Consider the following 23,395-nt stretch of genomic DNA (forward strand, 5'->3'; position numbering starts at 1 on the left):
CTCAATAAACATTCGATTAATAACGACTCAGTTCAAAGCATATTAAGCAGCACACCACATACACTAAAGCCTAATACCAGTTGTAGCATAGGTGGTTTAAATAACTTTAATGCACCAAAACCGAGCAATACCAAGGCCATATCTTTACCTGAGAATACCGCCTGAGAAAACACGGGTTGATAAAGTGCTGCGGCAAGTAAGCCAACAACACAGGCATTCACTCCCGCTATCGCGCCAGCAATTTTTGGTCTTGCGGCAATCGCATGCCAACTTTTCAACCCCACCAGCATGAGTAAAAAACCGGGTAAGAAAATGGCTGCGGTTGCGATGCAAGCTCCCATGAAGGGCTTATCTAACATCACTTCAGCGCCTAAAAAGGTCGCAAAGGTAAACATAGGTCCTGGCACTGCTTGGGCAAAGGCATAACCTGTCAGAAAACGATCGCCACCTATAGTATCCCCCACCGCTGTTTCTAGCAGAGGTAGTACAACATGACCACCACCAAATACTAAGCTCCCTACGCGATAAAACTCACCGAAGATCCAAGCTTCAGATCCTAAATCCACGATAAAAAAACTGCCGATGAGTAACACAAAAAATAGCAGTAAATATATATAATTCAATTTGATAGGTGCAAGCGGTGCAGTGTCATCTTGCGTCGCACTCAATTTATATATACCGATAGTCGCAGCGCCGAGTAACAGCAGGATTTGCATCCACATAGATGGCGCAATCAAAATTGCCGCGGCACTGACTAACATTAATAGGCGTGCGGATTTGCGTTGGCAGAACTGTTTAAACATGGCGAGAACGGCATCGGCAACCACAACGACGGCCATTAATTTAAGCCCATAAATCATCCCTTGAACATAATGATTGGCGAGCCATGCCGACGTTGTTACCGCCAGTAAGTACATCAAAATAAAGGAAGGTAGTGTAAAACCGGCAAAAGCAGCAAGCGCGCCAACAAGCCCGCCTCTTTGATAACCAATGGCGAAGCCCACTTGGCTCGACCCTGGCCCCGGCATAAATTGGCTTAAGGCAACCAGACTGGCGTAACGCTTATCATCGAGCCAACCGAGTTCATTTACGAAGGTCTGGCGAAAATAACCAATGTGCGCCGCAGGTCCGCCAAAACTCATCAAGCCCAAGGTAAAAAAGCGTAGGAAAATCTGTAGCATAAATCGCCGTCCATCAATGCATAAAGTGCTGAAGATTATGCCACTAAAAAGACACTTTGATGAAGTTTCACGCGAGCAGCGCAGATAAAGCTTATCAAAGGACTCCACACAGCAGAGCCCTTAAGATTGTTTGAGCGGATTTGAAGAATCGTAAAACGAATAAGTACAAATGCTTAGTGGGACATTGAGGAGCTAAAAGATTAATCCTTCACCAACATAGCTAAGACTTCAAAATGATCCGTGTGGGGGAATAAATCAAATAGCTGCACTTTGGTTAAGTGATAGCCTTGAATATGTTCGAGATCTTTCGCTAAGGTTTGCGGATTACAGCTTGAATAGAGAATGGCCTTAGGGGCAAACTCGCTTAATGACTGGCATAGCGCCTCGCCAATACCGCGCCTCGGCGGATTAACTATGATCAAATCAGGCTTATCGGCAGCGTTTTTACCCTTAGCAAAGTCGGTGGAATCGAGCGCCATAAATTGCACGTTTTCGAGCCCCATCATTTGCGCTGACATTTGCGCGCAGGCAATCGCTTCAGCTTCAATTTCAATCCCTGTGAGGGTAATGTCTTTGGATGCACAGTGCAGTCCGAAACCGCCTACACCACAGAAGAGATCCCATAACGAATGAGGTGAAAACTCGGCAACCCATTCACGGGCAGTTTGATATAACTGCGCCGCAACGTGTGGATTGGTTTGGAAAAAGCTCTTAGGCCGAATGAACAAAGGCACATGATTAAAACGTTCTTCAAGCCTAGTATTCTCAGTTAAAAAAATCTCTTCATCACCCTCAAGTATTGCCATATGAACAGGTTGGATATTGACCGACACCACTTTTATTTGCGGATATTCAGCTAATAATGCAGGTAATTCACGTTCGATACGTTCGATACTATTGGTGGACCGCAGTACAAACCGCAGTAGATATTCACCACGCACTTGGCTGCGGGTCAGCAGAATAAATTTAAGTTCACCCTTGGATCTATCTACCCGATAAGGAGGAAGTCCAGCCTGCTGCACAAAGCGTGTTAAGCGATGTAATAAATCTTGCATATCAGATGGATATAACAAGCAGTCGCAAAGATCTACCGCCTCGCCACTTGGGCCCACAATCCCCAACACAGGCGCATGGGCGGCGCCTAAGGCCACCATTTTAGCTTTATTACGAAAGCCGCTGTCCTCGCCAATTACCGGCGGCTGAAAAATATCGGGTAAATTAGCTGGGATAAAAGGCGCGAGTAGTTGCTGTAAAATTTGAGTTTTAACCGCCACTTGCTGCACCATAGGCTGTTGTATATGCCGGCAAGAAAGGCACTGACCTTGGTTAAAATAACCACATTGCTTGGCGGTATTTACAATAGCAGCATTCACGGCAGATCCTAGATATCAGTAAAAAAGCGCCACACTGTAGCGGTTTTACAGGTAAAAATCACCTTGAAGCATATTCAAATCAGCATCAAGTGCATAATTCACGGCGCACTCAAGATAGGGTGAGTTTATCAACATCAGCAATAGACTGCCGCTTACCTATGGCCTTTTCAATCCATTCAAGCACTTCGGCCGAGGTACTGCGAAACGTCGTTAACTTACCGCCATATAAACTGAGTATTCGCGGATGGGAAATCGATGTTTGCATTAAGGTATCTCGCGGTCGCTCAAAGGCTTGGCTATTTTGCTTAGGCAAGACCCGAATACCACAGAAAGTTTTGGTTATTAGCGCCTTGAGCTCATCAATATCCGGCGTTAGTGGGAAATAATGTTTGTAGATCCCCAGCAGATAATTAATTTCAGATTCGGTCGCCTCAGGCGGCCTATCTAAAGAAGTTAATTCAGTTTCTGTGGTGCCGATTAAGGTTTGACCATACCAAGGCATCACAAATATTACCCGTTTATCGAAGCAAGACTCTAAATACAAGATGCCATCGGGCGCAGGAATATCCAGTAACACATGGGCGCCTTGCACCCAATCGAGTTCAACACCCGCAAGTGGGGGCAAGACTTTGCTTAAAACAGCATTTACCCAAGGACCTGCAGCATTAATCACAAGCTTCGCTTCGGCTTTATGGATTTCGCCCCTGTGGCTAAAACTCAGCTCACAGGTCTCGCGCTTGTGTTCCAGCTCAAGAAATTCAGCCTCGGTATAGACTTCAGCACCCAGTGTCTGTGCGCTACGCGCCACCGCTTGAGTGAGCAATTTATCGTCGGTCTGTGCATCCCAGTACTGAAATACGGCTTTTAATCCAGAGAGTTTTAATCCCTTGAAACGATGCCAATGCACAGCAGGTACTGACACAAATTGGCCTAAAGGATCAAATTCACTCAGCAGTGCATACATACTCAGTCCAGCGCGAATGGTCCAAGGACTGCGCTGACTGTTGTCGTACACGGGAATATAAAAGGGCACAGCTTTAACAAGTGATGGCGCAAGATTGAGTAAATGTCGCCTTTCAAGCAATGATTTGCGGACTAAATTAATTTGTCCGGTTTCTAAATAGCGTAAACCACCGTGGATAAGCTTGCTGGAATTCGCTGAGGTTTGGCCGCCAATTTCGCCCTTTTCAATCAGCAAGGTGGAATAGCCCGCTGCTGCTGCATATTGGGCAATGCCGACACCGCTGATCCCACCGCCAATAATGGCTACATCGAAACAGGCCATAACTTACTCTCGCACCTTCAATAGACGACTGACCCGCTGAGCCTCAAGCATACAACCCATTACACTCAGTCGAACCGCTAATAAGCGTTAATATGTCAATAAGTTAATCTTAGATCAAATCTCGACGATAAGAGTTTAATCAAGACTGGCATGTAATTGCTTAAGTGCTTGATCGCACATAGTCTTTAAGGCTTTTAGTTCGCTCGCCTCGCCGCCGACTTTGCAACGCATCAAATGGGGAATTTCACTTGCCTGTGTTTTGAGGGCAAGCCCCGCTGGCGTTAAGGCCAGCACTCTCACGCGTTCATCCTGTTCGCTACGCCCGCGAGTCACTAATCCTTTAGATTCTAGCCGCTTCAGCAATGGCGTTAACGTGCCTGAATCGAGGAAAAGTTTATCACCTAAGGTTTTGACACTAATCCCCTGCTCTTCCCATAGCACTAGCATGACTAAGTACTGCGGGTAGGTTAGATCTAATTTGTCCAACAAAGGGCGATAGGCACGCACCATAGCATTTGCAGCACTATAAAGTGAGAAGCACACTTGATTCTCAAGACATAAGGTATTCTCTGTGCTGGTATTTTCGGCCATATCGACAGTATTAACACGGGTGTTGGGTTGAGTTGTTGCCATAGGAAGATCCGACAAATTAAATATATTGCGCACAATATACTTGCATTCACGCCAAAGATCGAATTATAGTTTATCGCAATTGAATTGCGCACAATTTAAGTCAATTTACTTAATCCTTAATCTTAAAAGGTCTAATACTATGAAAACACTTTATGAAACACGTGCCACAGCAAAAGCGGGTCGTCAAGGTCAAGTCAGCACTGATGATGGTTTACTGGATGTCGCTTTAGCCTATCCAAAAGCCATGGGCGGTAGCGGTCTTGCCACGAATCCTGAACAACTGTTTGCCGCAGGTTATGCCGCCTGTTTCTCAAACGCCGTTCTGCACGTCGCAAAAATCGGCAAAGTGGATATTACCGAAGCGCCAGTCAGTGCAGTTGTTGGCATAGGTGCTAATGACGCCGGTGGTTTTGCATTAGCGGTTGCCTTAGAAGTCAGCTTAGATTTACCGCAAGAAGCCGCAGAAGCCCTCGTGCGTCACGCACATCAAGTTTGTCCATACTCGAACGCCACGCGCAATAATATCGACGTGAAACTTAGCGTAAATGGCGTAACGCTAGGCTAACCATAACCCATCATCGACAACTGTTGATAACGTCAGAAATAGAGCACCCTCGGGTGCTTTATTCTTTATTAGCCAATAACAGCTCAAGCTGAGAGTGAGTGTGCATCACACCATTTCACAGGGAGATAAACTGGTTTCAGTTCCCAAAAAATTATTATTCGCGAGTTAACTAACACTTCTTAATATCTAATTTAATCAAAATGATTGATTTAAGTAGAGTAAGAGATAATCGAACCGTTTGACGATACTTAAACCCACTCTCTGTGGGAGGCGCTATGACAAAATATCTATCGAAATTATCTCTCTTTTGCTCGCTATTATTCCTCTTTGCCTTTTCTATCCCAAGCTGGGCCGAGACAACACCCTCAAGCTCAGCGGATCGAACGTGGCACTATGTGAATGCTCAGGGTGAACTCAAAATTAAGCTGTATTTCTTTTGGTCAAAAACCTGTCCGCACTGTGCAGAGGCCCATCCCTTCATTAATTCATTACCGCAAAAATACCCTTGGATAGAACTCGAATCCCATAGGGTGTCAGATCCCGGCGTACAGGATATTTGGCAAAATATTGCCTCCAAAACCAGTACTGAAGCACGCTCAGTACCCTATATGGCAAGTTGTGAAAAGGCCATTGTGGGATATTCAAGTGAAGCGGTAACGGGTGAATTTTTAGTCAATCGACTGAAGAATTGTTATTTATCCCTTGGCGGTAAACTGAGCGACGCTGACCTCCCCACCAAAGGAGCCACCAGCACAACCACAAGCGCTCAAACAGATGCACCGCTCTTTGGCACTTGTGGCACAGATACTGGCGAAGGCACCTGTGATGCCACCAGCTTAAGCGAGCCCGTTGCAGAGCCAGAAGTTCAACCCGTTGAATTACCTTTAGTGGGAGTAGTGACACCTGAGACTATGTCTCTGCCGTTACTCACCTTAGTGCTCGCAGGTGTCGATGCTTTTAACCCTTGCGCCTTCTTTGTGTTGCTATTTTTACTGTCGATAATGGTTAATGCCAAGAGTCGCAGCCGCATGTTACTCGTCGGCGGGATTTTCGTATTCTTCTCCGGCTTTATATATTTCCTGTTTATGACGGCATGGCTAAACATCTTCCAACTGCTGGGGGCAGGCAGTGATGGCGGTATGATCATTTTAGCGGCGGGTTGTTTAGCTTTGATCGCAGGAGCCATCAATATCAAAGATTACTTCTTTACTAAGGGAGAAGTGACACTATCAATGTCGGCAGAAAATCGTACTAGTCTGATAAAACGCATGGGGAAACTATCCAATTCCAGTAACTTAGGCGCGTTACTCATAGGTTCTACCGTATTAGCTATCCTTGCCAACGCCTATGAATTACTTTGCACTGCAGGCTTCCCAATGATCTACACCAGTGTGCTATCTATGCACAATCTGCCAGACATTGAACGCTATATGTATCTGGTTTTATACAATATTGTATATGTGATCCCGCTGGCTATTATTGTTATCGTTTTCAGTGCGACCTTAGGCAAACGTAAGTTGACCGAAAAAGAAGGCCAAACCCTGAAACTTATGTCAGGCGTGATGATGTTGGGTATGGGTATCGCACTGGTTATTGACCCAACAGCACTGCAAAATGTGAGTCTGGCACTCGGATTGATTTTAGGCTCGCTAGGCGTTACAGCAATAATTGTTATCGGCCGCAAACTGCTCACGGCCAAGGCAAAATAATTGCAAATTGGCAAATTCATGTGTAACGACTAAAGTTAACCTTGGGTTTGCCGATAAAGGGATCCAGCTTACAATTGAGGTTAGTTATGTCAATTTCACTGAATACACAAGCTATCGCACCGAATCTAGAAAATGGTGCAATTGGCGTTAAGGTTGCTCAGTTAGCCAAAGAGCAGCAAAAAGCCGAAGGTCAAATCGCGGTAGATTTAATTGCAGCTGCGGCGCCAAAACCCGTAGGCAATGCAGGCCACAACATCAACACCACGGCCTAATTGTTAGCAATACAAAATCAAAAAAAGCGCTCTGATTATCAGGGCGCTTTTTTTTGTTATTTTCTCTAAAACGTCAGGCGAATTTAAGAAAAAGCGTTACCATTCACGTGCATAATAGTGAATGTCCACACCACAAACGCCAGTGGGATATGCACTAAGGCATAGAAACACTGATCGAGTCGCCCCATTCCTTTTGCTAACAAAATCAAATATAAGTGTAATCCAATCACCAAGGGAAATAGCGCTAACAACGGATAGAGTGCGACAGGATTTGCATCGGAAAATAAGCTGTGACTGAATAAAGCCCACGCCACCATAAAGGCGGTCGTCAACGGCGGCGTTGCAATGCGATATTGCTCTGGATAGGGAAACATCCTACGACCTCTGAGTCTCAATCAATAAATTTACGTTGTAGGTTTTCGCGCAATCAACTGGGCTTTATAACTGCTTTGAGTGGACTGCGGATCACATAATCGACCTTCAAAGTAATGTAAAGATTGCCAGTTAGCAAACACTGATTTGAGTTCATTTTCAGTAAGTAAGAAATCTGGGTTGCGTGGCCGACCTATCTGCGCCTGTTGCATTGTAAAGGTTTCATAAACAATAAGGCCTGTGCTCTTAACCGCCTTAGCAATTTGTGGCAGTAATGGACGATGCAGATAATTAAATACTAAGACAATATCGTACTCTTCAACCGGCAATAATGGTCCTGCCTCTGCTTCTAAATCCCTTTGTAATTTGTAAGCATTAGCCTGATCAATGTGTGACATGGCTGACAAATCTCGATCGATAAAAGTCACTTCAGCCCCTTGCGCTAAAAACCACAAACCATTACGCCCAGAACCGCAAGCGAGATCGAGCACCTTAAGTCCATCGAAGCAACTCAAGTCTAAGTTAGACACAGATGGATTAGGCCAAGCGAACTCTGTGATTAACGCAGCAGGCGTTAAAGTTGACGTATGGGTTACAGACATATCAATTAGCCCTTAATTTCTTTTTTCGAGTCAATTTGCCGACGATGCACAATAGAATAATGCCTGAGCCCTGCAGGGCCATGGGACACGATCACTGACAAAAAAAGTATCACGATTAACAGCTCAGGTTTGTAATGAGCCAGCGGCACAAACAGGCCAAGCAAGCCTATTTTTACTAAAGTTAACACTCCCTTAAGCTGGATCAGCCAGCGCCAATCCCGTGCGATTTCCCACAACATTAATATGCTGCCCGTCGTCATCGCGAGATACCAATAACTCAACCATTGCACTTTATTGACATCTAATAAAATACCACCACCGACACCAACGATCCCTAAAATATGTAATGCCCTTAAACTGGTTTTACTCAAACGTTGAAACCAAAAACGTTTTTCTGATATGCCTTGTTTGTGCATTACAACCCCTTAAGAATCAATTGCGTAACATTTAATTAAAATGATAATATAATTTTATACAATAAAGGCTTTTGAAATAACATTATTTATAGAATATATAAAAATAAGTAAGGCATCTCCTCAATATACAAGATTAAATTATAATATCTATAAAATACAAATAGATAAAACACACCACCAAAGCCATAATTTATGCCTTTTTTATTTTATAAAGTTAAAATCAATCCATTCAATATGTTAACTCACGCATGTTATACCGTATTGAAGCAGTGATTAGTCTCAACTTCATTAATATTTCCCATCCGATTGCACATTTTAAATATGTTATTTTCGCTGTAACAAAGGTTATGTGATCTGAACACACATATACCTCTTTAGATAGTGCTAAATTTGCAAATGGAGAATGCTCTAACAGTGCGTGAGCTGCGTAAAAAATAAATATCACGCCACGATGAATAACCCTTATTAAGTAGATGAATGTACGGCGGAGGAACTATCATGTTCACAAGAAAGATTCAAAAAACAGCACTAGCCATGCTGATCTCTGGCGCTATGGCAGGTACTGCCTATGCAGCACCAGAAGTGCTAGCCGATTTTCACGGTGAAATGGGTAGCTGCGACAGCTGCCACGTATCAGACAAAGGTGGCGTCACCAACGACAACCTTACCCATGAAAATGCTCAGTGTGTTAGCTGCCACGGTGATTTAAAAGAACTGGCCGCCGCTGCACCTAAAGATAAAGTATCACCCCATAAATCTCACCTAATTGGCGAAATTGCTTGTACTAGCTGCCATAAAGGTCATGAAAAATCAGTCACCTATTGCGATGCTTGTCACAGCTTCGGCTTCGATATGCCTTACGGTGGTAAGTGGGAACGTAAGTTTGTGCCTGTTGATGCAGACAAAGCTGCTCAAGATAAAGCCATTGCCGCTGGCGCAAAAGAAACCACTGATGTCGTGATCATAGGTTCAGGTGGTGCAGGTCTTGCTGCAGCCGTTTCAGCCCGTGATGCAGGCGCTAAAGTTATCCTGCTTGAAAAAGAACCTATCCCAGGCGGAAACACTAAACTTGCTGCTGGCGGTATGAACGCTGCAGAAACTAAGCCACAGGCTAAACTAGGTATCGCAGACAAGAAACAAATCATGATCGACGACACCATGAAAGGTGGTCGCAATATTAACGATCCTGAATTAGTCAAAACCTTAGCCAACAACTCATCAGACTCTATCGATTGGTTAACCTCTATGGGTGCCGATATGACTGACGTAGGTCGTATGGGTGGCGCAAGTGTTAACCGTAGTCACCGTCCAACAGGCGGCGCTGGCGTGGGTGCACACGTAGCACAAGTTCTATGGGACAATGCAGTGAAACGTGGTACTGACATCCGCTTAAACAGCCGTGTAGTACGTATTCTTGAAGATGCGAGCGGTAAAATTACCGGCGTATTGGTGAAGGGTGAATACACAGGTTATTACGTGGTCAAAGCTGACGCTGTCGTTATCGCAGCGGGTGGTTTTGCGAAAAATAACGATCGTGTAGCTAAATATGATCCTAAGTTAAAAGGCTTTAAAGCGACTAACCACCCAGGTGCAACAGGTGATGGCTTAGACGTGGCATTGCAAGCGGGTGCTGCAACTCGCGACTTAGAGTTTATTCAAGCTCACCCAACTTATTCACCTGCTGGTGGCGTGATGATCACCGAAGCGGTACGTGGTAACGGTGCGATTGTGGTTAACCGTGAAGGTAACCGCTTTATGAACGAAATCACCACCCGTGACAAAGCGTCTGCCGCGATTCTGCAACAAAAAGGCGAAAGTGCTTATTTGGTATTCGATGACTCTATCCGTAAGAGCTTAAAAGCCATCGAAGGCTATGTGCACCTGAACATTGTTAAAGAAGGCAAAACAATTGAAGATCTGGCTAAACAGTTAGATATTCCAGCAGCCGAACTCGCTAAAACAGTGAAAGCTTATAATGGCTTTGTTAAATCAGGTAAAGATGCTCAATTTGAACGTCCTGATTTACCACGTGAATTAGTTGTTGCACCTTTCTACGCTCTCGAAATCGCGCCAGCAGTTCACCACACTATGGGTGGTGTTGTGATCGATACTAAAGCCGAAGTGAAGAGTGAAAAAACGGGCAAGCCTATTGATGGTTTATATGCAGCAGGTGAAGTCACAGGTGGCGTTCACGGTGCTAACCGCTTAGGTGGTAATGCTATTTCCGATATCGTTACTTATGGCCGTATCGCGGGTGCATCTGCAGCTAAATACGCTAAAGACAAAAAGTAAAATGCAATAACGGAGGGTTAAAGGACTAACCCTCAGCTCATATAGTACGACTTTCAATATGAGAGCCCTAGCTTGAACACTTCAAGTAAAAGCAGTCAATCAATAAGCGAGCCGTCAGGGGCTCGCTTTTTTTATTCCCAATTGATGATAAAGCTCACTCTTTTAACGGGGAATTTTCTAAGGCTAAGGACAAAAAGCCCTAACTCACTTACACTCTTTGCCAGATAATGACATCAGCAAACCCGTTAGGTGACTGAAATGAGAATTGGATTTTTTAGCGCAAAACATTACGACATGCAGCACTTTAACCGCACAAATGCTGCGTTTGGTGCACAAATTGAGTACTTCGATTATCGTCTCTGCATGCAAACAGTGAAGCTTGCCGAAGGTTTTGAAATTGTCTGCGCCTTCGTCAACGATTCACTCTGTGAAGAAGTTCTGGTCGAACTCGCTAAGGGTGGCACAAAAATTATCGCCATGCGCTGCGCTGGCTTTAACAACGTCGATTTAGTTGCCGCTAAACGCTTAGGCATGCAAGTCGTTAACGTACCAGCTTATTCTCCTGAATCCGTGGCCGAACATACAGTCGCACTGATGTTGACACTGAATCGAAAAATCCACAAAGCTTACCAACGCACTCGCGATGCCAACTTCTCCCTCGAAGGCTTAGTCGGCTTTAACATGTTCGGCAAAACCGTCGGCGTGATTGGTACAGGTAAAATCGGCGTAGCAACCATCAAGGTATTGCTCGGTTTTGGCTGTAAAGTCATTGCCTTCGATCCCTTTATCAATCCGGCTGTCATCGCGCTGAATGTTGAATATCAAGATCTCGACTCTATTTATGCCAACAGCGATATCATCAGCTTGCATTGCCCGTTGACCGCGGATAACCGTCATTTACTAAACCAAGCCAGTTTCGCCAAGATGAAACCCGGTGTCATGGTGATCAACACCAGCCGCGGTGGTTTACTCAATGCTTTCGACGCAATGGAAGCATTAAAACTGGGGCAAATCGGCTCGCTTGGGCTCGATGTATATGAAAACGAAAAGGGCCTGTTCTTCGAAGACAAATCGAATGAAATTATTCAAGACGATGTATTCCGTCGTTTATCAGCCTGCCATAACGTGATTTTCACGGGTCACCAAGCCTTCCTCACCGAAGAAGCCCTAGGCGCCATTGCCAAAACGACCTTGAGCAATATAAAAGCACTATGTGCCGGTGAACTCTCAGGTAACGAATTGTTTTAACTGACAGATAAAATCCTGACTGCTAAAGTGAGGCTTCAACGTTTGAAGCCTCATAGAGGAATATAAATATGTTAGTGACTCAGGAAATTCAGGATATCTCCACGCCTTCAGGGCTAATGCGCACCTATATCTATCGCCCAGAAGCACAGGGAATATTCCCAAGTATCATCTTTTATTCCGAGATATTTCAGCAAACTGCGCCCATCGCCCGCACCGCTACTATTCTTGCTGGCCACGGTTTTGTGGTGTTAGTACCCGAAGTGTTCCATGAACTGAATCCTTTAGGCACAGTGCTGGCCTATGATGAATCAGGTAAAGATAAAGGTAACGCCGATAAATTTGCCAAACCCCTAGAACACCACGATAGCGATACCCAAGCACTGATCGATTTTGCCACTCAACAAACTTACTGCAATGGCAAAGTTGGCTCTATGGGCGTGTGTATCGGCGGCCACTTAGCCTACCGCGCCGCACTCAACCCCGCTATTTTAGGTGCATTTTGCCTTTATCCTACCGACATTCATTCCAACACCCTACCCTGCGCTTACGGCAATGACTCATTGAGCCGCAGCGGTGATATTCAAGGGGAATTAGTGTTAGTGTTCGGCAAGCAAGATCCCCACGTATCCGCGGAAGGCCGAGTACTAATCCACCAGCAATTAATGGCGCTGAACCGTAACTTCACTTGGCTTGAAGTCAACGCCCAACACGCCTTTATGCGTGATGAAGGCGAACGCTATGATCCCGCACTCGCACTGCAAATGTACCTGCAAGCGGTCGCGTTTTTTCAAAGAATACTGCACTAGTTTATAAATTAAACGTACAAGATATTAAATACTTAAGGAAAGAGTAAAAAAATGAAACCCTATAAAAATTTATCCTCAAAAAACTTAGCATTACTATTAATGATTACCCGAGTAACAACCGTTATTTCGTTATTAGCCGTCGTGCTTTCATTAATTGGCCTAGCGAGTCAGTTTTGGATGGCACGTGGATTTAGCCTTAACTTTTGGTCGACAGTGGGCATAGCTACTCTTATCCCCTCTCTACAAGTGCTTTTGGGCTCTGGTACCATAGCTGCTATCATTGCATTTGAAGAATCCTACCGCCAAAAGTCTGAAGCCTTTATCGCCTCGTTAAAATAGCGTTTAGTGTTGCCAAAAATACACCTAACGATCTAACTTTTTAAAATCAAATGAATCACTAAAACCTTAACTAATATTATGGTTTTAGTGATTCATCCTTTCATATATTAAACTGCTAGTAAAAAGCAGATAATCACTATTCGGAATATATTTCATCGATAAAGCCATCTAAAACACCTATCTGCAAAAGGGGAAAACCTTTACCCCAAGAAATATCATATCCAATGGAAATGGCATTTGAACCTAGCTTACCAACACCAAGGCTGTATTCATTATTTGCATTAACTTCGATCAAGCATGGCAACAAAAATGTCCAAACATTGGATGAGGTGAGTTGGATTTCTGCAGGAACAATGTCTGAAGAGGTAAGAAAGTGAATAATCCTAGTGGTTGCATCTTTTCTAATCTGCTCGGCATTATTGATGAGTTTATCGAATGCCTCACATTGGGATACTGTTGGTCCCTCTTTTGTCCCCCAAATACGTATGAGAAAGCCATCCCCTAAATAAGGTATATCTAATTTCCTTTCCCAGATTTTTGATTGACCTTTTCCTGAAATATCACCAAAAGGAAAAATGGTTATTGACTTTGCAAACATACGAACTCCATATAACTAAGATTGCCAACCATGACCAGAACTATCAAGTTTATTCAAAATTATATACGCGTATTACTCTGACTGTTCTCAATTACAAAGCAGTCATTATCTCCTTTAATTTTCGTGAATATTTTTTGCTGCCTGGTACTCTTATTTTTTTAAGGTAATGTTCTAGTTCATCTTGCTTTTCAATTAAGAGGCAGAACTCAATAATATATATCACCAAGAAATTTTTATAAAAAGGCAGTGTTGCGATAACATCATCATTGCTCTCTTGCTCATCTGGTGCATCAATAAAAGTATCAATTTTTTTATCGAAGAAACGAGTAAATAGTGTCATGTTCGATGACACTATCTTCTCCATCTCTAAAATAGAAAACTCGGCGGCGTTTATTTTTTGTGCATCATAGGCTAATAACACTTTAGGTAGATCACATTCATTCACATTTACTTTGCTATTCTTTTTTGCATAGACGAGTAATGAACTATAAAGTTCAGTATCAATCAATTTGCCAACATCTTCTTCAATGACCATGTATCTATATCCTTTGTTACTCAGGATCAAACTTCTTTTTGCCTTCGAGTAAGGCCTGACGTTCGGCTAAGGGAGTTTGATCGGCGAGCTTTAACACTGCCTTTTGCAGCATGAGGTTATTGGGATAAGTAATGGTATCGCCATTGTCGCGGTGAATAAGCACATGGAATAAAGCGATTTCGATGATCACTCCGCTAATATCTTCATCCTTATCAACCACTCGAATGCGCTCGCCGATACGGTAAGGAAACACGAAAAAGATCAGCACGCCAGCGGTTAAATTACTCAATATCGACCATTGAGCAACCAATGCTACGCCCATTACTGCAAAGGCGGATGACACAAATAGCGACACATCCTGATAGCCCAGTCCGAGCGAGACCGCCATCAATGACAGAGTAATAAAAAACATCACATAGGAAATAAAACGGGTCACTAAACTGGTCCGTGCAACACTCACTTGCTTCATTTGCGCGAGTTTTCTAACCCAATGGGTTAAGGCGCGCTGTAAAAAGATAAACACTGCAAGATAAATACAGGCAAGCAGGATTTGATTTGTCATAATAGCGGCTCAATTAACTAAAACTGTCTGAATTCTAACTTTTTTGCGCGAGCAGTTATAGCCCGTGCAAACAAGCCAAACAGCTAAACCGAGTAATTAATCCAATATGGCCGATTCGACCCTCTTACATGAAACCCAAGACGCACTAGGCCCGATTCGTGTAATCGATTACGACGACTCACGGATCCTGTCCTTTGGGGATAACGATGAGCAGAGTAAGATCCTCAAGGCGGCGCCCCATATTCCCCAGCACACTTATGTGCAAGCCATGCTGTTGGTTTTACTGTTTTGTAAGCCTAAGAGCGCTATTGTTTTAGGTTTAGGCGGCGGCTCGATTATTCACTCACTGCGCAATTTCGACGCGGCAATAAAGTTAACAGCGGTGGAATTACGCCCCGCGGTGATTGAGTTAGCTAAGCGCTATTTTCAGCTGCCGATAGGTAAAAAGCTCAATCTTATCAATGATGATGCTATTGCTTTTTTAGCTGCTGGCGATCATAAAAAAGTGGATGTAATTTTTGCCGATATTTACACAGCCAAAGGCGTTGAAACAGGGCAGCTTTCGCCAATATTCCTTGAGCAGTGCACTAACCTCATCAAACCCAATGGGTATTTAGTGCTGAACTGCTGGAAAGAACATAGCCAAAATCGCGAGTTGTTAGCCGACTTACAACAACACTTTGCCCATGTGAACGCTTGTCTCACAGGCGGCGGGAATTGGGTGATTTTTGCGAGCCAATCGCCACAGCTTTTAGGCACCTCGGCCCTTAAAAGTAGTGCTCAATCTTTATCGCAACAATTGGGTTTTGCCCTTGATCGATCATTGACACGCTTTGGGCCTTGGATTTAATACTAATATCAGCAAAATAGCGTAAATTAGTTAACCCTAAGGCTGAGCTTTGATATTCTTCTCACACTTCCATGATATGAGCTGTCACCATGAAAAATAATAATAAATTGATGTTAAGCGTTATGGCGCTGGCGTGCCTTAACTCTCTCAATGCTAACGCCGAAAGTTTTAGTTTTGACACTCGTAGCTCACTGAATTCAGATACATTAGTGCTATTCCAAAGTGCTGATTCTACTACCTATGGGATCGACTTTTTACCTCAGTCGACCCAAGATCAATTAAACCTAGCAACGGCGGATAATATTTTTTCCGGCAAACGGGGGGAAATCCTCGAGATTTTGGTACCCAGCGAAATTGATGCTAAACGGGTCTTACTGGTCGGCATTGGCGATGCAAAAAACTTAACGCCCGGCCACATTAATACCATCGGTGGCAATGTTGCGGCTAAACTCGATACGGTTCCCCAAGCCACAGTGCGTGTACTCACCCAAGGCTTAACTGCCGCGCCGCTATTTGCCTCTGAGCTTGCACACGGAATTGAACTACGCAGTTATCGTTATACTCAGTTCAAAGCGAGCCCCCGTGCCGAGAAGAATTACCAAATCGCTGTCGATGATTTAAGTCGCAACCAAAAACACCATAAAAATCTGCAAGCGGTTGAAGCAGGTGTGTTTTTAGCGCGCGATCTGACAAACGCACCTGCAGACATTATGTATCCCGACAGCTTTGCTAACGAAGCCAGAAAACTCAAATCCCTCGGCGTTAAAGTCACGGTATTAGAAGCCAAAGATATCGAACGTCTACAACTGGGCGCCTTAGCTGCTGTAGGTAAAGGCAGCGAGCGCCCACCTAAGTTAGTGGTCGCCCATTGGCCTGGTAGCAAAGACGCGCCAATCGCACTGGTCGGTAAAGGCATCACCTTCGACTCGGGTGGTTACAATATTAAGGCGACAGGTACTTCAATCGCGCGGATGAAGTCAGATATGGCGGGTGCAGCCACTGTGCTTGGCACTATTAAAGCCATGGCGATTCAAAAAGCGCCAGTCAACGTAGTAGCAATTATGCCAATGGCGGAGAACATGGTATCAGGTCATGCAATGATCCCAGGTGATGTGATTAAAACCGCCCAAGGTCTCACCGTTGAAGTGCTCAACACCGACGCCGAAGGTCGCCTAGTGCTGGCTGATGGCCTCTGGTATGCCAGAGAAAATTATAAGCCATCTGTGATTATCGATGTTGCGACACTGACTGGCTCAAAAGTGAGTGCGTTAGGCAATGTTTACGCAGGCTTGTTTACCGATTCAGAGCCTTTAGTGCAGCAGCTAACTTATGCAGGTCAACAGGTTGGCGAAAAGGTCTGGCGCTTACCGTTAGATCAAGCCTATGCGGATGAGCTTAAATCCACTATCGCGGATCTCACAAACACAGGTAAAGAAGGCAGCGCGGGTGCTTCCTCTGCGGCCATGTTCTTAAAACGCTTTGCGGGCGAACAGCCTTGGGCACATTTGGATATCGCGGGCAATGCCTTAACCGCCACTGATACCGCTGTTGTGCCTGCGGGCGCAACAGGTTACGGCGTGCGCTTACTCAGCACTTGGTTAACTCAACCCAAAGCACAGAACTAGAACCTAGAACCTAGAACCTAGAACCTAGAACCTAGAACCTCAGTATCTTGTTTTAATTGTATTTACACTTTAAGGGATATCATTGATATCCCTTTTTTATGCTCGAAATTTATCTTATCTCAATCAACAAAAACCAGCCGGCTAAATCCAGACTACACCCAATCACGCCAAACCCGCAGCCGTCGCAGAAAAACCGATTGAGTCCGACCTAATCGCATCGTCATTCTACTAAACCGATTAAGATAATAGTTTTTATCCGTTATCTTAATTTTAATCGAGTCGGTAATATGCTTCACATCGACAGGACGCAAGCAAATGTCCTCGTTATGAACTTAAGCCATCATCAACTAAATGGAAGCATAAAATGACTCAATCAATTATCAACAGCACAATCAAACCATTCAAAGCCACTGCATTCCACAATGGTGAGTTCGTTCCAGTAACTGAACAAGACCTGTTAGGTAAATGGTCTGTTGTCTTCTTCTACCCAGCAGATTTTACCTTTGTTTGCCCAACTGAATTAGGCGACATGGCTGATCACTACGAAAAACTGCAAGGAATGGGTGTTGAAGTTTACTCAGTATCAACTGACACTCACTTCACTCACAAAGCATGGCATGACACGTCAGACACCATCAAGAAGATCAACTTCCCAATGCTGGCTGACCCAACAGGCACTATCAGCCGTAACTTCGGCGTGATGATTGAAGAAGACGGTTTAGCACTACGTGGTACTTTCGTGATTAACCCAGAAGGCCAAATCAAGGTCAGCGAAGTTCACGATTTAGGCATCGGCCGTAGCGCTCAAGAGCTAGTTCGTAAAATTCAAGCAGCTCAATATGTTGCTACTCACGATGGCGAAGTTTGCCCAGCTAAATGGCAACCTGGTGACGAAACATTAGCACCGTCTTTAGACCTCGTTGGCAAAATCTAATTTAGCCTGCAAAGCCTCAACCCCGCCAGTCTAGCATCCCAAGCTGATTGGCGTTACAGCCGACACAGTTGTAGCGCCACGCAGCAAAGGATTAAGCCCGCCCCTGCAAGGGCCTAGACTGGCCCCCTTTTCTCCCTTTTAAGCGATTTTGGAGTCATCACATGTTAGATGCGAATTTAAAAAATCAACTGCAAACCTATCTGCAAAACCTCAAGAGACCAGTTGAACTTGTCGTGTCTGCAGATGAAAGTAGAAAGTCTCAAGAATTAAAAAGCTTAGCGCAAGACATTGTCAGCCTATCTTCTCTGGTGAGCCTGAAAGAAGTTCAGGGCGAACGCATCCCGGCGATGACAGTGATTAACCCAGAGCTTAATACGCAAATCAGCTTTGCTGGTCTGCCTATGGGTCACGAATTTACCTCACTCGTGCTGGCATTACTGCACACGGGTGGACACCCAATCAAACTCAGCGATGATATTATTGAGCAGATCCGCAATCTGCCAGGCAAATATGCCTTTGAAACTTACGTCTCACTGACCTGCCAAAACTGCCCAGACGTAGTACAGGCACTGAACATGATGGCGGCCATTAACCCGAATATCACCAACGTGATGATCGACGGTGCCCTGTTCCAAGAAGAAGTAACCAGCAAAAACATTATGGCTGTGCCTTCTGTCTACTTAAATGGCGAAGTGTTTGCAGCTGGCCGTATCAGCATTGGCGAGATTTTAAATAAGTTGGATACCAATGCCGCAAGCCGTAAGGCCGATGAAATTAATGAAAAAGCGCCATTCGAAGTCTTAGTCGTTGGCGGCGGCCCAGCCGGCGCAGCGGCAGCTATTTATGCAGCACGTAAAGGACTTCGCACCGGTATTGTTGCAGACAAGTTTGGCGGACAAGTCGCTGAAACCGTCGGTATCGAGAACTTTATTTCGGTCAAAGCGACCGAAGGTCCAAAACTAGTGGCAAACCTTGAAGCCCATGTACGAGACTACGAAGTCGACATCATGGACAACCAAAAAGCTGTGTCGTTATCAACAGATGGCTTGTTCGAGCTTGAACTGGCAAGCGGCGCTAAATTACGTAGCCGTACCGTATTGTTAGCCACAGGTGCCCGCTGGCGTGAAATGAACGTCCCCGGCGAGAAAGAATACCGCGGCAAAGGCGTCGCATACTGCCCACATTGTGATGGCCCATTATTTAAGGGCAAGCGTGTGGCGGTGATCGGCGGCGGTAACTCAGGTATCGAAGCGGCTATCGATCTTGCCAACATAGTAGAACATGTGACTGTGCTGGAATTTGATAAAACCCTGCGCGCTGACGATGTACTGCAACGTAAAGCGGCTTCTATGGGTAACATTAAAATCATTACCCAAGCCATGACCACTGAAGTCACTGGCGATGGTACTCGGGTTAATGGCCTGAACTACACAGACAGAGCCACTGGCGAGAGTCACCATGTCGCACTTGCAGGTATCTTCGTGCAGATTGGGCTAGTACCGAATGCGGAATGGTTAAAGGGCACGATCGATTTAACCCCAAGGGGCGAGATCATAGTCGATGAGCGCGGACAAACCTCAGTCCCAGGTATTTTTGCCGCAGGTGATGTCACTAACTCACCTTTCAAGCAAATTATCATTGCCATGGGCAGTGGCGCGACCGCATCACTGGGCGCATTTGATTACTTAATTCGCCACAGCGATGAAGAAACCGCCGCGACCAAAGCCGCTTAAGGCTTCGTCAACTGACATCAAAATTAACGCAAAAAAATAGCCAGCATTTGCTGGCTATTTTTTTGATGTTAACTAAGGCATTGATAAGGCTTAGCAGGCCTAATTTGCATGAGCATTTCAGGGGTGTCGACCGCTTTAAATCCAAACTGGGCGTACAGTCCATGGGCATCGCGGGTGGCTAACATTATCCGTCTTAAACCTTGTAATTCAGGATGTTCAAGAATCGCTGTTATCATCAATTTGCTTAAACCTAAGCCGCGGTGCGACTCAAGTACAAACACATCGGCAAGATAGGCAAAAGTGGCTTTATCTGTAATTAAGCGGCCAAAAGCCACTTGTTGATTGCCCTTATCAAATACCCCAAAACACAGACTATTGGCTAACGCTTTTTGTAGCAGCGCCTTTGGCATGCCCTGCGCCCAATAGCTATTACTAATAAAGCCATAGATAACCTCAAGATTCATTTCAGCTTGATCTGTACTGACTCTGTATCCTGTTTCCTGCTGCATTTTCCTTTCTCCGAAATTTTCCGTTAACGTCAGTTCAGGTGTTATTGGCACTCATAAATATCATAAATGCCATCGCCAATAACACCACTTTAGCTAACGAATACAAAGCCCCCGCTAAAGTGCCACCGCCATGATAACTAAAGGCTAAGTGGCGATTGATTTCATACTTAAAGGATTTAGCTAAATAACGGTAAGCGAGAAAATAAAACAAGGAGGCTGCGGGCCAAATCCCCATAAGTAGCATTTGCCCCTGAGCCTTAGTGGTGAGTAAGGTTGAGATAAACGGTATGCTTAAGCAGACAACATATATCCAAGCAAAACGCTTAAGTAGCTGGCGGATTTTTTTATCGGATAATGATTTCAACTTCACTCCTTGTCATCTTACATAGCTTCGATTTGCTCAACCATAAGTTGCAGCGAAAAATTGCCGCGATACTCATTCACATCGAGTTTATACACAACACGAGCATGATTAATCGTCGCATCTGGCCAAGTGTGCAAATCCACATTAAAGGCAATGGCATCGAGCATCACAGTGCCGCATTGGGTTTCGAGTACGAGCTTAAGGTGGCGCTCACCGACAAGACGTTGTTGCACTATCGTAAAGTAACCATCGAATAACGGCTCTTCGAAAGCTTGTCCCCAAGGTCCCGCATTACGCAGTAACTGAGCCATTTCAAGATTCAACTCTGCGGGAGTGAGTTCGCCATCGGACCAAAGCTCGCCCGTTAACAACTCAGGTTTAAGCTGCTCACGCACCGCATCATCATAGGCTTTGGCAAATGTCGCAAAACTGCCCGCTTTGAGCGATAAACCCGCCGCCATTGCATGACCACCAAATTTGATAATCAGTCCCGGATGGCGAGTGTTCACTAACTCCAATAAGTCGCGCATATGCAAGCCTTTGATCGAACGCGCCGAGCCTTTAATTTCACCATTGCCCGCATCGGCAAAGGCAATCACGGGTCTATGGTATTTGTCTTTAATGCGCGAGGCCAAAATCCCGATCACGCCCTGATGCCAATCCTCTTGAAATAAGGCAATTCCCCAAGGCAACTCGGCTTCGTTAAGCTTTAAGTGCTCTAGGCTTTTTAAGGCTTCCTGCTGCATGCCGACTTCCAGCTCACGACGCTCTTGGTTTAACCCATCGAGCTCGGCCGCCATACGCCGCGCGTACATCATGTCTTCACAGAGTAAGGTTTCGACCCCAAGTGCCATTTCATCCAGCCTGCCTGCGGCATTCAGTCTTGGGCCCACGGCAAAACCAAAGTCAGATGCGACAATGCGCGCCGGATTTCGCTTAGCCACTTCAAGCAACGCAGTAATCCCCACACGGCAACGCCCAGCTCGCACGCGCTGCAAACCTGCTTCAACCAAAATACGATTATTGGCATCGAGTGACACCACATCGGCAACGGTGCCAAGGGCAACGATATCGAGTAGTGTGCCTAAATTAGGCTCAGCAATACCATGGGTTTGATACCAGTTTCGCGTCCGTAATTCAGCCCTTAATGCCGTCATCAAATAAAAGGCCACGCCGACACCCGCTATCGATTTGCTGGCAAATGGACAGCCCGGTTGGTTAGGGTTCACTATCGCATCGGCAGCGGGTAACTCATGTCCGGGTAAATGATGGTCGGTAATCACCACTTGCATACCAAAGGCTTTGGCCGCCGCAACACCGTCAATTGATGAAATGCCATTATCAACTGTGATGAGTAGCTCAGCCTGTTTGGAGGCCGCAACTGCAACAATTTCAGGGCTTAAGCCGTAGCCGTAATCGAAGCGATTGGGGATCAAATAATCCACTTTCACCGCGCCCATCATCCGCAGCGCCAACATACACACACTGGTTGAGGTCGCGCCGTCTGCGTCAAAGTCACCCACGATCAAAATCGACTTATTCGCCTGCATTGCATCGGCGATAAGCACCGCGGCTTCGGGCAACCCTTTCATGGTTTCAGGTCTTAATAGACCCTTAAGGACAAGCTCGCATTCGTGGGTTAGCGCACCACGGCGGGCGTAAAGCTGCTTCAATAGCGGCGAAAGATGAGCGGGTAAATGGCTATCATCAACGGTTGGGCGACGGACTATCTTATGGATCAAGGGACTCAAACTCTCATGAAATCGTGGCAATAAGATAACAAAAAGGTGAGCCTTAAGCTCACCTTTCGTGGGATAAATTTTACATTTTAGGCTGTTACTGACGTGCCTCTAAGGTGCGTAATAAGTCTTCAGGCGGTTGATAACCAGGGATCATATTGCCATCTTCTAATACGATTGCAGGCGTACCATTGACACCAAAGGTTGTGCCTAACGCATATTGCTCGGCAATTTTAGCATCACATGTTGCCGCGGCAACTTTGCTGCCCGCTTTAGCATCAGTCATGGCTTTTAATGGATCTTTAGCACACCAGATAGCTTGCATCTCATCGGCATTAGCTGACGGCACACCCGCGCGCGGGAAGGCTAAGTAACGCACTGTAATACCAAGTTTATTGTAGTCAGACATTTGGCTATGCAGTTTACGGCAATATCCACAGCTAACATCGGTAAATACAGTGACCACGTGTTTTTCGTTTTTCGCTTTATAGACAAGCATATTCTCTTCAAGCGGCTTCATCATTTCTAAACGCGGACCCGCTAATGCGGCTTCGGTTAAGTTTTTCATGCCCTTATCGATATCATACACACTACCGTGGAATAGTTTTGAACCATCACGGCTAATATAGAGCACGCCGCGGTTGGTCATGGCTTGATACAAGCCCTCAATTGGTGAGTCCTGCATAGAAATGACTTCAACATCTAACATCTCACCGAGTTTTTGCTTAATCGCAGCGGTATCGGGAGACGTCGCAGTGGCAGCGCTGGCAAGTGGTGCAACTAGGAGGGCAAAAACTAAGGATAATGCTGGGGTCAACTTCATGGGACATCCTATAAATTGTGTCACTACAAC

Annotated in this window: 25 protein-coding genes; 11 read left to right on the plus strand and 14 right to left on the minus strand. The window is 45.2% G+C overall.

Annotated elements, in window-relative coordinates; genetic code table 11:
• Window positions 1–32: 32 nt before the first annotated feature.
• The 4 genes from chrA to ohrR all read right to left on the minus strand — a co-directional run bounded on the left by chrA (window position 33) and on the right by ohrR (window position 4,472).
• Window positions 33–1,181, minus strand: a complete 1,149-nt coding sequence (chrA, locus tag L5L94_RS14630; protein ID WP_263163769.1) for a chromate efflux transporter — start codon at window positions 1,179–1,181, stop codon at window positions 33–35.
• A gap of 200 nt (window positions 1,182–1,381) precedes the next feature.
• Window positions 1,382–2,554, minus strand: a complete 1,173-nt coding sequence (gene rlmC, locus L5L94_RS14635) for a 23S rRNA (uracil(747)-C(5))-methyltransferase RlmC (RefSeq protein WP_263163770.1) — start codon at window positions 2,552–2,554, stop codon at window positions 1,382–1,384.
• A 109-nt stretch (window positions 2,555–2,663) separates the two neighbouring features.
• Entirely contained in the window at window positions 2,664–3,839 is a 1,176-nt protein-coding gene (locus L5L94_RS14640) for a glycerol-3-phosphate dehydrogenase/oxidase (protein ID WP_263163771.1), read from the minus strand.
• A 135-nt stretch (window positions 3,840–3,974) separates the two neighbouring features.
• Window positions 3,975–4,472, minus strand: a complete 498-nt coding sequence (gene ohrR, locus L5L94_RS14645; RefSeq protein ID WP_263163773.1) for a hydroperoxide resistance transcriptional regulator OhrR — start codon at window positions 4,470–4,472, stop codon at window positions 3,975–3,977.
• Window positions 4,473–4,611: 139 nt separating this feature from the next.
• Here ohrR and L5L94_RS14650 point away from each other — a divergent pair, with 139 nt between their 5' ends.
• The 3 genes from L5L94_RS14650 to L5L94_RS14660 all read left to right on the plus strand — a co-directional run bounded on the left by L5L94_RS14650 (window position 4,612) and on the right by L5L94_RS14660 (window position 7,018).
• Window positions 4,612–5,037 (plus strand): organic hydroperoxide resistance protein, encoded by a 426-nt coding sequence (locus L5L94_RS14650; RefSeq protein WP_131524696.1) that lies wholly within the window; start codon window positions 4,612–4,614, stop codon window positions 5,035–5,037.
• Window positions 5,038–5,312: 275 nt separating this feature from the next.
• Complete coding sequence (locus L5L94_RS14655) at window positions 5,313–6,746, plus strand: cytochrome C biosynthesis protein (protein WP_263163775.1); 1,434 nt, start codon at window positions 5,313–5,315, stop codon at window positions 6,744–6,746.
• A gap of 86 nt (window positions 6,747–6,832) precedes the next feature.
• On the plus strand, window positions 6,833–7,018 hold the full coding sequence (locus tag L5L94_RS14660; protein ID WP_106651481.1) for a cytoplasmic protein: 186 nt from the start codon (window positions 6,833–6,835) through the stop codon (window positions 7,016–7,018).
• Window positions 7,019–7,101: 83 nt separating this feature from the next.
• On the opposite strand, the gene L5L94_RS14665 is transcribed toward L5L94_RS14660, so the two are convergent.
• From L5L94_RS14665 to L5L94_RS14675, 3 genes are read right to left on the minus strand one after another with little or no spacing between them, the layout of a single operon-like run.
• On the minus strand, window positions 7,102–7,392 hold the full coding sequence (locus tag L5L94_RS14665; protein ID WP_105250069.1) for a hypothetical protein: 291 nt from the start codon (window positions 7,390–7,392) through the stop codon (window positions 7,102–7,104).
• 30 nt (window positions 7,393–7,422) lie between these two features.
• Window positions 7,423–7,992 (minus strand): class I SAM-dependent methyltransferase, encoded by a 570-nt coding sequence (locus L5L94_RS14670; protein ID WP_219254551.1) that lies wholly within the window; start codon window positions 7,990–7,992, stop codon window positions 7,423–7,425.
• 5 nt (window positions 7,993–7,997) lie between these two features.
• Window positions 7,998–8,408: a hypothetical protein gene (locus tag L5L94_RS14675; protein ID WP_105250071.1), complete on the minus strand. Its 411-nt coding sequence runs from the start codon at window positions 8,406–8,408 to the stop codon at window positions 7,998–8,000.
• Between the two features lie 498 nt (window positions 8,409–8,906).
• Between L5L94_RS14675 and fccA the strand changes: the two genes are divergently transcribed.
• From fccA to L5L94_RS14695, 4 genes are all read left to right on the plus strand, one after another.
• Window positions 8,907–10,700, plus strand: a complete 1,794-nt coding sequence (fccA, locus tag L5L94_RS14680) for a fumarate reductase flavoprotein subunit FccA (protein ID WP_113939829.1) — start codon at window positions 8,907–8,909, stop codon at window positions 10,698–10,700.
• Window positions 10,701–10,958: 258 nt separating this feature from the next.
• Entirely contained in the window at window positions 10,959–11,948 is a 990-nt protein-coding gene (locus L5L94_RS14685) for a 2-hydroxyacid dehydrogenase (RefSeq protein ID WP_105250073.1), read from the plus strand.
• 68 nt (window positions 11,949–12,016) lie between these two features.
• Window positions 12,017–12,754, plus strand: coding sequence for a dienelactone hydrolase family protein (locus tag L5L94_RS14690; RefSeq protein WP_173497333.1), 738 nt, complete (start codon window positions 12,017–12,019; stop codon window positions 12,752–12,754).
• Window positions 12,755–12,805: 51 nt separating this feature from the next.
• Window positions 12,806–13,093, plus strand: a complete 288-nt coding sequence (locus L5L94_RS14695) for a hypothetical protein (protein ID WP_263163776.1) — start codon at window positions 12,806–12,808, stop codon at window positions 13,091–13,093.
• Between the two features lie 136 nt (window positions 13,094–13,229).
• Here L5L94_RS14695 and L5L94_RS14700 read toward each other — a convergent pair whose 3' ends face one another.
• The 3 genes from L5L94_RS14700 to L5L94_RS14710 all read right to left on the minus strand — a co-directional run bounded on the left by L5L94_RS14700 (window position 13,230) and on the right by L5L94_RS14710 (window position 14,788).
• Complete coding sequence (locus L5L94_RS14700; RefSeq protein WP_263163778.1) at window positions 13,230–13,691, minus strand: hypothetical protein; 462 nt, start codon at window positions 13,689–13,691, stop codon at window positions 13,230–13,232.
• Between the two features lie 91 nt (window positions 13,692–13,782).
• Window positions 13,783–14,226, minus strand: a complete 444-nt coding sequence (locus L5L94_RS14705) for a hypothetical protein (protein ID WP_263163779.1) — start codon at window positions 14,224–14,226, stop codon at window positions 13,783–13,785.
• Between the two features lie 16 nt (window positions 14,227–14,242).
• Window positions 14,243–14,788, minus strand: a complete 546-nt coding sequence (locus L5L94_RS14710; RefSeq protein ID WP_106651494.1) for a mechanosensitive ion channel family protein — start codon at window positions 14,786–14,788, stop codon at window positions 14,243–14,245.
• Between the two features lie 106 nt (window positions 14,789–14,894).
• Between L5L94_RS14710 and L5L94_RS14715 the strand changes: the two genes are divergently transcribed.
• The 4 genes from L5L94_RS14715 (at window position 14,895) to ahpF (ending at window position 19,930) form a co-directional block, all read left to right on the plus strand.
• Window positions 14,895–15,638 (plus strand): spermidine synthase, encoded by a 744-nt coding sequence (locus L5L94_RS14715; RefSeq protein ID WP_113939824.1) that lies wholly within the window; start codon window positions 14,895–14,897, stop codon window positions 15,636–15,638.
• A gap of 89 nt (window positions 15,639–15,727) precedes the next feature.
• Complete coding sequence (locus L5L94_RS14720; RefSeq protein WP_263163781.1) at window positions 15,728–17,263, plus strand: leucyl aminopeptidase; 1,536 nt, start codon at window positions 15,728–15,730, stop codon at window positions 17,261–17,263.
• Window positions 17,264–17,627: 364 nt separating this feature from the next.
• Complete coding sequence (ahpC, locus tag L5L94_RS14725) at window positions 17,628–18,197, plus strand: alkyl hydroperoxide reductase subunit C (protein ID WP_105250080.1); 570 nt, start codon at window positions 17,628–17,630, stop codon at window positions 18,195–18,197.
• Between the two features lie 161 nt (window positions 18,198–18,358).
• Complete coding sequence (gene ahpF, locus L5L94_RS14730) at window positions 18,359–19,930, plus strand: alkyl hydroperoxide reductase subunit F (RefSeq protein WP_113939822.1); 1,572 nt, start codon at window positions 18,359–18,361, stop codon at window positions 19,928–19,930.
• Window positions 19,931–19,998: 68 nt separating this feature from the next.
• Here ahpF and L5L94_RS14735 read toward each other — a convergent pair whose 3' ends face one another.
• The 4 genes from L5L94_RS14735 to dsbC all read right to left on the minus strand — a co-directional run bounded on the left by L5L94_RS14735 (window position 19,999) and on the right by dsbC (window position 23,365).
• Window positions 19,999–20,439, minus strand: coding sequence for a GNAT family N-acetyltransferase (locus L5L94_RS14735; RefSeq protein ID WP_263163784.1), 441 nt, complete (start codon window positions 20,437–20,439; stop codon window positions 19,999–20,001).
• A gap of 34 nt (window positions 20,440–20,473) precedes the next feature.
• A complete protein-coding gene (locus tag L5L94_RS14740) occupies window positions 20,474–20,803 on the minus strand; it encodes a hypothetical protein (protein ID WP_113939820.1) in 330 nt (109 codons plus the stop codon).
• A 17-nt stretch (window positions 20,804–20,820) separates the two neighbouring features.
• Window positions 20,821–22,545 (minus strand): single-stranded-DNA-specific exonuclease RecJ, encoded by a 1,725-nt coding sequence (gene recJ, locus L5L94_RS14745; protein ID WP_263163785.1) that lies wholly within the window; start codon window positions 22,543–22,545, stop codon window positions 20,821–20,823.
• A gap of 94 nt (window positions 22,546–22,639) precedes the next feature.
• On the minus strand, window positions 22,640–23,365 hold the full coding sequence (dsbC, locus tag L5L94_RS14750; protein ID WP_105250085.1) for a bifunctional protein-disulfide isomerase/oxidoreductase DsbC: 726 nt from the start codon (window positions 23,363–23,365) through the stop codon (window positions 22,640–22,642).
• Window positions 23,366–23,395 lie beyond the last annotated feature (30 nt).

It is taken from the genome of Shewanella sp. SM21, from assembly GCF_025654335.1.
Classification (GTDB): Bacteria; Pseudomonadota; Gammaproteobacteria; order Enterobacterales; family Shewanellaceae; genus Shewanella; species Shewanella oncorhynchi.